Below are 9717 nucleotides of genomic sequence, written 5' to 3'. Positions count from 1 at the left end.
CCGCCGCCGGTGCCACCGCCGTCCTCACCGCCGCCGGCACCCTGACCGCCCCCGCCACCGCCGCCCCGACCCGGGCGGCGGCCTGCGGAGACGGCTCCTACCAGGCAGAGGCCGTGCAGAACGGCGGCACCTGGACCGCCCGGCGCGGCGGCAGCACCGTCTACACCGGCACCGACATGCGCGCGGCCGTCCAGGCGGCCGTCAACAGCCTCAGCTCCGGGCGCACCTCGAAGGAACGGGTCGTGGTCCGCGGCTCGGGCTCGATCTCGGCGGGCTCACGCATCTCCCTCCCGAGCTACACCGTCCTCGACGTCTGCGGCACCATCAACGTCACCGGCAGCGGCTCCGGCGACCAGGCGCCGGTCTACTCCCGCGGCACCCGCGACGTGGAGGTCCAGAACCTCAAGCTGACCGGCACCCCGCTCTACGGCATCTTCCTGCGCAACGTCCAGAACGTCGTGCTCGGCCAGATCGACATGCGCCTCTCCCGCGGCCTGGGCGTCCGCATCGACAACCGCGGCGACACCAGCCAGTGGACGCGCAACGTCCGCATCGACAACGTCTACGTCTCCGGCGCGTCCAGCCACGCGGTCGAGACCTACGGCGTCGACGGCATCACCATCGGCACGGTCACCGCCCGCAACGTGGGCGAGTCCGGCCTGCTGCTCAACCAGACCATCAACGCCACCGTCACCAAGGTGGACGCGGAGAACGCGGGCACGGGCACCGGCTACGCGGCCTTCCGCATGGCCAACCGCAACGGCCGGGTCGGCAGCGGCTACCCGACCAACATCCGGGTCGGCGAGGTCATCGCGCGCGGCGGCGGACGCGGGGTGTTCTGCGTCTCGGAGAGCGGCGGGGCGACGATCGACAAGGTGACGATCTCCGACACCGGCAACAACTCGGTCCTGATCGAGAACTGCTACAACGTCAACCTCGCGGCGCGGAGCGGCACGATCTCAGGCGGCGGCGAACTGCGCCTGGCCGCCCGCTCGGAGTTCCCGAACAACAAGGACATCACCATCCAGAACCTGACGGTCACCAACTCGGCCATCAGGGAGAGCCCGTGCGGTGAGAACACGACGTTCCGCAACATCACGCGGGTGAACAGCAGCCAGACGATCTGCTGACACCCGCGCCCGTGAAGCCCTCGCCTCACCCGGCGGGGGCTTCCTCGCTCAGGCGGCTCAGCGCCCGCATGGCATCCCGTTCGATACGGGCGACATCGGCGAGAACAGCCCCCGCCTCCACGAGGCACTGCTCATCACCCGACTCACCGGCGTTCGTGATGAGCGCGGCCACGTCCGTCCACAGGCCCGCCGCCTCCGAGTACAGCGCGTGCCCGGTGCGCAGACGGCCGCTGTCGAACCACTCGGCGCACTCGGCGAGGAAGTCGCGGTACAGGTTCCGGAACAGGGCGCCGCCGGTGCCGGCCTTCTCCATCAGCAGCGCGGCCTGCGGCAGGTCCCGCCGCGGTTCGTCGGTGCGCTGGAGCCACGTGCGGACGAGCTTGCCGGCCTTCTCGATGCCCCGGTGGCCGAGGTTGGCGATCGGCGGGTTCAGGAAGGCGTCGGCGGAGGCGGTGACGGCGGGGACGATCCGGCTCCGCGGATCGGGCACCTGCCCCGCAGCGGTGAGCGTGAAGGACCGGTGCCTGGCGGTCATCGGTCCGCGCGCGGCCCGGGCCCGGGCGAGACCGCTCAGGCTGGTGGACACCGCGCCGCCCTGCTGCTCGGTGTCGACCAGGTGGGCGTCGTGCTCGTCGTAGCCGTACAGGGCGACGACGTGACCGCCGAAGTGCACCTTGGAGGTGAAGTAGTCCAGGTGGTAGCTGTCGAGCTGGAGTCCGACGGGCAGTCCGGCGTCGATGGCGGTCGCCACGTTCTCCCACGCCTTACGGGCGGAGCCGGTCTCCTGGACCACGAGCTCCAGCCCCAGCCCGGCGGCCAGGTTCCTGGTGAGCTCGAAGGGCTTGACGCGCCCGCCCAGGAAGGGGAAGTCCATGTTCTTGCTGTCCCAGTAGAGGAAGGACAGGCCGGCCCCGAGGCCGAAGAGCATGGGCTCGGACAGATCGAGCCCCTGATGCCTCAGCAGCACACCCAGAGCCGACGTCTCGCAGTGCTGCGTGCCGCGGGGCTCGACGCCCTGCACCGTGGTCATGCCATTGCCTCCTGGACGGGGATGCGGCCCCCTGTCAGCCCTCAGCGATCACCACGGCCGAGGCGACACCCGCGTCATGGCTCAGGGACACATGCCAGGACCGCACGCCGAGCTCGGCGGCCCGCGCGGCCACGGTCCCGGTCACCCGCAGCCACGGCTGCCCACTGTCCTCGACACACACCTCGGCATCGGTCCACAGCAGCCCGGGCGGCGCACCCAGCGCCTTGGCCAGGGCCTCCTTGGCGGCGAACCGGGCAGCCAGGGAGGCGACCCCGCGGCGCTCCCCACTGGGCAGCAACAACTCCCGCTCCACGAACAGCCGTCCGGCCAACGCGGGCGTACGCTCCAGCGACGCCGCGAACCGATCGATCTCGGCGACGTCGATCCCGACCCCGATAATGCTCATGCCCAGCACCCTACGGCGAGTCTCGCCCCGCCTTGGGACTCGACGTGGCGACCAGGCGGACACCCCCTAGCATGATCGGCATGGAATGGGACGGCCTCACCGACCGCGAGCGCTACGGGGACTGGTACCTGAAGGAGCGGGACCGGTTCTCGGACCTGGCCCGGGACGCCGACTGGGACGGCGTGTTCGAGGAGCTGGTGAAGAAGCCCGAGCGGGTCAATCTCGCCCGCCCCGGGAACCGCAGCGGGTTCGCCCCGCTGCACCAGGCCGCCTGGCACGGCGCCACGATCGCGGTCGTCTCCCGGCTGATCGCGCACGGCGCCTGGCGCACGCAGCGCGCCCGGGACGGACGGCGCCCGGTGGACATCGCGCGGGAGCGGGGTCACACGCACCTGCTTGAGCTTCTGGAGCCGGTCGCGGTGCGGCAACTCCCGGCTCCCTCCGAAGCGTTGGAGCGCCACTTCCACGCGATGCTGCGGGAGCGCACCGGCAGCTGCTTCGACGAGATCGAGCACCTCCTGCCACCCCTGGCGCCCCTGACGGAGGGTCTGGACGTGCGGATCTTCTTCCGGGTGGTCGGCATGATGGGCGGCTTCCACTACCGCCTTCACGCGGACATCGTGCACGTGCACGGCAGCTCGCGGATGGACGGCGACAACGGGGACTTCTACCACGTGACCCCCGACGGCTGGACCAAGCTCCCCTACAGCCCCAGGCCGCCGGCGCCCTGGAGCTACCCTTACTGAACCCCCGATCTTGAACTCCCCCTCCCCCTTGTACAGTTCGCGATGACCGCGATGTGCAAACGGCATCGCACACAACGGGAGGAACGCACCACCATGAAGTTCAAGTCGCTGGGAACCGCGGCCACTTCGATAGCCCTCTTCGCCACGGCCCTCACCGGCACCGTCGCGACCGCCGGCACCGCCGCCGCGGCCCCGCCGAAGGACTGCAGCAAGGCGATCGTCAACGTCAAGGCCAAGGAGACCGTCAAGGTCCGGACCTCGCCGAAGACGTCCGCCACCGCCCTCGGCATCTGGGGCAAGGGCAAGCGCGGCGGGATCTGCAACGACGGCAAGGCCTACAAGGGCGGTTCGTACACGGCCTGCGGCAAGAAGAGCAACATGTGGTACTACGGCGGCGACAAGGTGAACGGCTGGGTCCCGAAGACCTGCATCAACTGGTAGTCGCCAGCTGCACGGGGGCGAACGGCGACCGGCCGTTCGCCCCTTGTCTGTTGCTCCGCTACTCCACCGTCACCGACTTCGCCAGATTCCGGGGCTGGTCCACCTCGTTCCCGCGAGCCGTCGCCAGCTCGCACGCGAACACCTGGAGCGGCACCGCCGTCACGAGCGGCTGGAGCAGCGTCGGCGTGGCCGGCACCCGGATCAGGTGGTCCGCGTACGGCACCACCGCCTCGTCCCCCTCCTCCGCGATGACGATCGTCCGCGCACCCCGCGCCCGGATCTCCTGGATGTTGGACACGATCTTGTCGTGCAGCACGGACCGCCCGCGCGGCGACGGCACCACGACGACCACCGGCAGATCCTCCTCGATCAAGGCGATCGGCCCGTGCTTCAACTCCCCCGCCGCGAACCCCTCGGCGTGCATGTACGCCAGCTCCTTGAGCTTCAGCGCGCCCTCCAGCGCCACCGGATATCCGACATGGCGGCCGAGGAACAGCACCGTGTTCTTCGACGCGAGTGTGCGCGCCAGCTCCCGCACCGGCTCCATCGTGCCCAGCACCTGCTCCACCGCACCGGCGATGGAGGACAGGTCGCGGACCACCGCCCGGATCTCGTCCCCCCACTTGGTGCCCCGCACCTGGCCCAGGTACAGGGCGACCAGGTAACAGGCGACGAGCTGCGTCAGGAACGCCTTGGTGGAGGCGACGGCCACCTCCGGCCCGGCGTGCGTGTACAGCACCGCGTCCGACTCGCGCGGGATCGTCGAGCCGTTGGTGTTGCAGATCGCCAGCACCTTGGAGCCCTGCTCGCGGGCGTGCCGCAGCGCCATGAGCGTGTCCATGGTCTCGCCGGACTGGGAGATGGCGATGACGAGGGTCTGCGCGTCCAGGATCGGATCCCGGTACCGGAACTCACTGGCCAGTTCCACCTCGCACGGCAGGCGCGTCCAGTGCTCGATGGCGTACTTGGCGATCATCCCGGCGTGGAAGGCCGTACCGCACGCGACGATGACGACCTTGTCGATCTCCCGCAGCACCCCCGCGGGGATCCGCACCTCGTCCAGGCTCAGCGAACCGGAGGCGTCGATACGGCCCAGCAGCGTATCGGCGACCGCCTTGGGCTGCTCGGCGATCTCCTTGAGCATGAAGTAGTCATAGCCCCCCTTCTCCGCGGCCGACGCGTCCCAGTCGACGTGGTAGGAGCGGACGTCGGCCGGGCGGCCGTCGAAGCCCGTCACCGTCACGCCGTCCCGGCGCAGCTCCACGACCTGGTCCTGTCCCAGCTCGATCGCCGACCGCGTGTGGGCGATGAACGCGGCGACGTCCGAGGCGAGAAAGGCCTCGCCCTCTCCGACGCCGACCACCAGCGGCGAGTTCCGCCGCGCGCCCACCACCACGTCCGGCTCGTCGGCGTGCACCGCGACCAGCGTGAACGCGCCCTCCAGCCGCCGGCACACCAGCCGCATCGCCTCGGCGAGGTCCGCGCACGCCGAGAACTCCTCGGCGAGCAGATGCGCGACGACCTCGGTGTCGGTCTCGGAGGCCAGCTCGTGCCCCCGCTCCTCCAACTCGGCCCGCAGCAGGGCGAAGTTCTCGATGATGCCGTTGTGGACGACCGCGACCCGTCCCGCGTTGTCGATATGCGGGTGGGCGTTGACGTCGGTCGGGCCGCCGTGCGTGGCCCACCGGGTGTGGCCGATGCCCGTCGTGCCGGCCGGCAGCGGCCGGCCGTCCAGTTCCTTCTCCAGGTTGAGGAGCTTGCCGGCCTTCTTCCCCGTCGCCAGGCCGCCGTCGGCCAGCACGGCGACGCCCGCCGAGTCGTACCCCCGGTACTCCAGCCGCTTCAGCCCGGCCATCACGACTTCGAGCGCCGACTGCGGCCCCACGTATCCCACGATTCCACACATGGGCCGCAGCTTAGGGTCGTTTTCCGCGCCGAACCGGCCGCCGCGTGCCCGAAATCGGAAATTCCCACCGGGGTACGAACCCCTCGGCCCCCTGCTCTCAGACCTTCGCGCGATACGCCCTCATGGCCAGCGGATAGAACACGAGCGCGATACCCGCCGCCCACACCAGCGACCACAGCACCGGCTCCGCCACCGCCCCGCCGAGCAGCAGCCCTCGGTAGGCGTCGGACAGGTGTGTGACCGGGTTGACGTCGCTCCACGCCTGGAGCCAGCCCGGCATGGTGTCGACGACGACGAAGGCGCTGCTGGTGAAGGTGATCGGGAAGATCAGCGTGAAGGCGAAGGCCTGCACCTTCTCCGCGTCACCGGCCACCATCCCGATCAGTACCGCGGTCCACGACACGGCCGCGGCGAACACCACCAGCAGCAGCGCGCCGAGCAGGAACCCGCCGAAGCCGCCGGTGATGCGGAACCCGAGGGCGAGCCCGAGGCCGATCATCAGCAGCATCGCCCACACATGCTTCGCGAGGTCGGCGGTGATCCGCCCGATCAGCGGGGCGGAGCGCGCGATGGGCAGACTGCGCAGCCGGTCGAAGACACCCTTGGTGAGGTCGGTGTTGAGCGCCATGGCCGTGTACATCGTCATGAACAGCGTGTTCTGCACGATGATGCCGGGCAGCGCGTACTTCAGATACGCCTCGGGCGATCCGGCCATCTGCCCGCCGAGCACGAAGGTGAACAGGAAGACGAACATGATCGGCGTGATGCTGTAGTCGACCAGTTCGAGCGGGTTGTGCTTGACGGCGACCAGGCTCCGCCAGGCCATCGTGAAGGTCTGCCGCACCCCGGCGAGCGGCGGCACGCGGCCCGACGCGGTGACCGGCGCGGTGATGGTGGTGGCGGTCATGACCGGCTCACCGCCTTCTCCAGCGCCTCGTCGTCCCGGTCGGCCGCTCCGCCGTCGCGTTCGGGCTCGCCCGGTTCGGCCCGGTGGCCGGTCAGGGCGAGGAAGACCTCGTCGAGCGAAGAGCGGCGCAGGGCCAGCTCGCCCACCGCGATCCCCTCCCGGTCCAGCGCGCGCACGACGGCCGGCATCAGCTCGGGATCCTTCACCGGCGCGGTGATCCGCTCGCCCTCGATCCGGGCCTCCGGGCCGGCGGCCTGGGCCACCAGCGCGTGCGCCCGCGCGAGGTCCTGCCCGAGGATCGGCCGAAGCTCCAGCACCTGGCCGCCGACCTGGGCCTTCAGCTGGTCCGGCGCGCCCTCGGCGATCACCCGGCCCTTGTCGATCACCACGATGTCGTCGGCGAGCACATCGGCCTCGTTCAGATACTGCGTCGTCAGCAGGGCGGTCGCACCGTCCGCGACCAGGCCGCGCAGCAGGTCCCACAGCTCACCGCGGCTGTGGGGGTCCAGGCCCGTGGTCGGCTCGTCGAGGAAGAGGATGCTGGGCCGTCCGACCAGGCTGGCCGCGAGGTCGAGGCGCCGGCGCATGCCTCCGGAGAAGGTCTTCGCGGCCCGGCCGGCCGCGTCCGTCAGCTGGAAGCGGTCCAGCAGCTCACCGGCCCGCGCCTTGGCCTGCCGCCTCGGCAGCCCCAGCAACCTGCCGATGAGCAGCAGGTTCTCCGTGCCGGTGAGGTTCTCGTCGACCGCCGCGTACTGCCCGGTCAGCCCGACCGTGGCCCGCACGACCCCGGCCTCCCGGACCACGTCGTGGCCGGCCACCCGGGCCGTGCCCCCGTCCGGGCGGAGCAGCGTCGCGAAGATCCGCACCGCGGTCGTCTTCCCCGCACCGTTGGGGCCCAGCAGCCCGAGCACCGTGCCCTTGCGGGCCGCCAGGTCGACACCGGCCAGCGCCTCGGTGTCCTTGAACCGTTTGACCAGGCCTTCCGCCTCTATCGCATACGTCATGGGTCACCCCTCGGCGTTCCTGGACCCCGGCCCGGGCCCACTTCACCCACAACTGTGACGCACACCACTGACATTCCTCCCCTTGGTCACTTTTCTCCCATAGGGGAGGCGCCGAGGACGCTGCGTGACGGATCCCACCTCACGGTCCGTTCGTACGCCCGTAACAATGGACTGTGATCTCTCCGGTCTCCTCGATGCCCCGGAGCGCCCACCGGCAGCGGCCGGAGGCGACTCCCTACGTCGACCTCACCCGAGCCGAGTGGAGCGCGTTGCGCGACAAGACGCCGCTGCCGCTGACGGCCGAGGAGGTCGAGAAGCTGCGCGGCCTCGGCGATGTCATCGACCTCGACGAGGTGCGGGACATCTACCTTCCGCTGTCCAGACTCCTCAACCTCTACGTCGGTGCCACGGACGGCCTCAGGGGCGCGCTCAACACCTTCCTGGGCGAGCAGGGCTCCCAGTCCGGCACCCCGTTCGTCATAGGAGTCGCCGGCTCGGTCGCCGTCGGCAAGTCGACGGTCGCCCGGCTCCTCCAGGCCCTCCTGTCGCGCTGGCCGGAACACCCGCGCGTCGAGCTGGTCACCACCGACGGCTTCCTGCTGCCCACCAAGGAGCTCCAGGCCCGCGGCCTGATGTCGCGGAAAGGATTCCCCGAGTCCTTCGACCGCCGTGCGCTGACCCGCTTCGTCGCCGACATCAAGGCCGGCAAGGACGAGGTCACGGCCCCCGTCTACTCCCACCTGATCTACGACATCGTCCCCGACAAGAAGCTCACGGTCCGCCGCCCCGACATCCTGATCGTCGAGGGCCTGAACGTCCTGCAGCCCGCCCTCCCCGGCAAGGACGGCCGCACCCGGGTCGGTCTCGCCGACTACTTCGACTTCAGCGTGTACGTCGACGCCCGCGTCGAGGACATCGAGCGCTGGTACCTCAACCGCTTCCGCAAGCTGCGCGCGACCGCCTTCCAGAACCCGTCCTCGTACTTCCGCAAGTACACGCAGGTCTCGGAGGAGGAGGCCCTCGACTACGCGCGGACCATGTGGCGCACGATCAACCAGCCCAACCTGGTCGAGAACATCGCCCCCACCCGCGGCCGCGCCACCCTCGTCCTGCGCAAGGGCCCGGACCACAAGGTGCAGCGCCTGAGCCTGCGCAAGCTGTGACGCCCGGGGGAAAGACCGGTTAGATGGTCGCCATGCTCCACCTGCGACTGATCACGCCGACCGGACAGACCGGCGACGTGCTGCGGCTGATCGAGAAGACGGTCGGCACCACCCACCTCGTCGTGCTGCCGGCCGCCGCCCGCAACCCCGCCGGGGACGTCGTGATGTGCGACGTGGCGCGGGAGGCGGGCGACGAACTGCTCACCGGCCTGCGGGACCTCGGCATCGACACCAGCGGTTCCATCGCCGTCGAGACCATCGACCTGTCGCTGTCGGAGCGGGCCGATCAGGCCGAGGCCGACGCACCGGGCGAGGGCGCCGACGCCGTCCTGTGGGAGCACCTCAGCGACGCGACGCACGAGGAGTCGACCCTCTCGGTCACCTACCTCGCGTTCATCACCCTCGCCACGATGATCGCGGCCTGCGGCGTGGTCCTGGACAACGCGATCCTGATCGTGGGCGCCATGGCGGTGGGCCCGGAGTTCGGCCCGCTCGCCGGCATCTGCACCGCGATCGTCCGCCGCAGAGGACGCCTGGCCCTGCGCTCGCTGATCGCCCTCCTGGTGGGCTTCGCGGTGGCGATGGCGGTGACGGTCGGCTTCAGCCTCTTCATGGACGGCGTCGGCCTGTTCACCCAGGCCCAGTTGGATGCCGACCGCCCCAACACGCACTTCATCTACGCCCCCGACTGGTTCTCCTTCGTCGTGGCGGTCCTGGCCGGCATCGCCGGCACGCTCTCCCTGACCTCCGCCAAGTCGGGCGCGCTGGTGGGCGTGGCCATCTCGGTGACCACGGTCCCGGCCGCCGCGAACGCCGCCGTAGCCCTCAGCTACGGCGACACGAACCAGACCTGGGGCTCCACGGAACAACTCCTGCTGAACCTGCTGGGCATCATCGTCGCGGGCACGCTGACGCTGCTGACCCAAAAATGGCTCTGGTCGAAGCGACCTTAGGGGGCGCGGGGAACTGCGCGATCAGCCACGA

Annotated in this window: 10 protein-coding genes; 5 read left to right on the top strand and 5 right to left on the bottom strand. The window is 70.4% G+C overall.

The features are described 5' to 3' along the window. Positions 1-1130 (top strand): right-handed parallel beta-helix repeat-containing protein (locus CCL05_RS39395; protein WP_086565410.1); only part of this gene is annotated, 1130 nt, incomplete at its 5' end. A gap of 25 nt (positions 1131-1155) precedes the next feature. Here the strand turns inward: CCL05_RS39395 and CCL05_RS39390 are convergent. Both CCL05_RS39390 and CCL05_RS39385 read right to left on the bottom strand, forming a co-directional pair. Next, positions 1156-2160: a BtrH N-terminal domain-containing protein gene (locus CCL05_RS39390; protein ID WP_086565409.1), complete on the bottom strand. Its 1005-nt coding sequence runs from the start codon at positions 2158-2160 to the stop codon at positions 1156-1158. A 34-nt stretch (positions 2161-2194) separates the two neighbouring features. Next, complete coding sequence (locus CCL05_RS39385) at positions 2195-2566, bottom strand: holo-ACP synthase (protein ID WP_086565408.1); 372 nt, start codon at positions 2564-2566, stop codon at positions 2195-2197. 80 nt (positions 2567-2646) lie between these two features. On the opposite strand from CCL05_RS39385, the gene CCL05_RS39380 reads away from it, so the two are divergent. Together CCL05_RS39380 and CCL05_RS39375 are read left to right on the top strand one after the other, a co-directional pair. After that, the gene (locus CCL05_RS39380; protein WP_244204553.1) at positions 2647-3312 is read left to right on the top strand and encodes an ankyrin repeat domain-containing protein; all 666 of its coding nucleotides are present in this window, start codon (positions 2647-2649) and stop codon (positions 3310-3312) included. A 93-nt stretch (positions 3313-3405) separates the two neighbouring features. Continuing rightward, positions 3406-3753, top strand: a complete 348-nt coding sequence (locus tag CCL05_RS39375; protein ID WP_086565406.1) for a hypothetical protein — start codon at positions 3406-3408, stop codon at positions 3751-3753. 58 nt (positions 3754-3811) lie between these two features. Here CCL05_RS39375 and glmS read toward each other — a convergent pair whose 3' ends face one another. From glmS to CCL05_RS39360, 3 genes are all read right to left on the bottom strand, one after another. Then, on the bottom strand, positions 3812-5659 hold the full coding sequence (gene glmS, locus CCL05_RS39370) for a glutamine--fructose-6-phosphate transaminase (isomerizing) (protein ID WP_086565405.1): 1848 nt from the start codon (positions 5657-5659) through the stop codon (positions 3812-3814). A gap of 97 nt (positions 5660-5756) precedes the next feature. Then, positions 5757-6566: an ABC transporter permease gene (locus tag CCL05_RS39365; RefSeq protein ID WP_086565404.1), complete on the bottom strand. Its 810-nt coding sequence runs from the start codon at positions 6564-6566 to the stop codon at positions 5757-5759. After that, the gene (locus CCL05_RS39360) at positions 6563-7570 is read right to left on the bottom strand and encodes an ATP-binding cassette domain-containing protein (RefSeq protein WP_086565403.1); all 1008 of its coding nucleotides are present in this window, start codon (positions 7568-7570) and stop codon (positions 6563-6565) included. Before CCL05_RS39360 ends, CCL05_RS39365 begins: the two co-directional genes overlap by 4 nt. Positions 7571-7764: 194 nt before the next feature. Here CCL05_RS39360 and coaA point away from each other — a divergent pair, with 194 nt between their 5' ends. Further along, positions 7765-8733: a type I pantothenate kinase gene (coaA, locus tag CCL05_RS39355; protein WP_167409705.1), complete on the top strand. Its 969-nt coding sequence runs from the start codon at positions 7765-7767 to the stop codon at positions 8731-8733. Positions 8734-8765: 32 nt separating this feature from the next. After that, a complete protein-coding gene (locus CCL05_RS39350; RefSeq protein ID WP_086565411.1) occupies positions 8766-9686 on the top strand; it encodes a DUF389 domain-containing protein in 921 nt (306 codons plus the stop codon). Positions 9687-9717: the final 31 nt, after the last annotated feature.

The sequence above is a fragment of the Streptomyces africanus genome, from assembly GCF_002150735.1.
GTDB lineage: Bacteria > Actinomycetota > Actinomycetes > Streptomycetales > Streptomycetaceae > Streptomyces > Streptomyces africanus.
The sequence above is the reverse complement of the archived record's forward strand: the minus strand, read 5'-3'. Positions and strand labels throughout refer to the sequence as shown.

Coding starts and splice junctions, on each gene's coding strand:
- CCL05_RS39390 (WP_086565409.1), bottom strand. CDS start 2,160: ATGACCACGGTGCAGGGCGTCGAGCCCCGCGGCACGCAGCACTGCGAG.
- CCL05_RS39360 (WP_086565403.1), bottom strand. CDS start 7,570: ATGACGTATGCGATAGAGGCGGAAGGCCTGGTCAAACGGTTCAAGGAC.
- coaA (WP_167409705.1), top strand. CDS start 7,765: ATGCCCCGGAGCGCCCACCGGCAGCGGCCGGAGGCGACTCCCTACGTC.
- glmS (WP_086565405.1), bottom strand. CDS start 5,659: ATGTGTGGAATCGTGGGATACGTGGGGCCGCAGTCGGCGCTCGAAGTC.
- CCL05_RS39385 (WP_086565408.1), bottom strand. CDS start 2,566: ATGAGCATTATCGGGGTCGGGATCGACGTCGCCGAGATCGATCGGTTC.
- CCL05_RS39380 (WP_244204553.1), top strand. CDS start 2,647: ATGGAATGGGACGGCCTCACCGACCGCGAGCGCTACGGGGACTGGTAC.
- CCL05_RS39350 (WP_086565411.1), top strand. CDS start 8,766: ATGCTCCACCTGCGACTGATCACGCCGACCGGACAGACCGGCGACGTG.
- CCL05_RS39365 (WP_086565404.1), bottom strand. CDS start 6,566: ATGACCGCCACCACCATCACCGCGCCGGTCACCGCGTCGGGCCGCGTG.
- CCL05_RS39375 (WP_086565406.1), top strand. CDS start 3,406: ATGAAGTTCAAGTCGCTGGGAACCGCGGCCACTTCGATAGCCCTCTTC.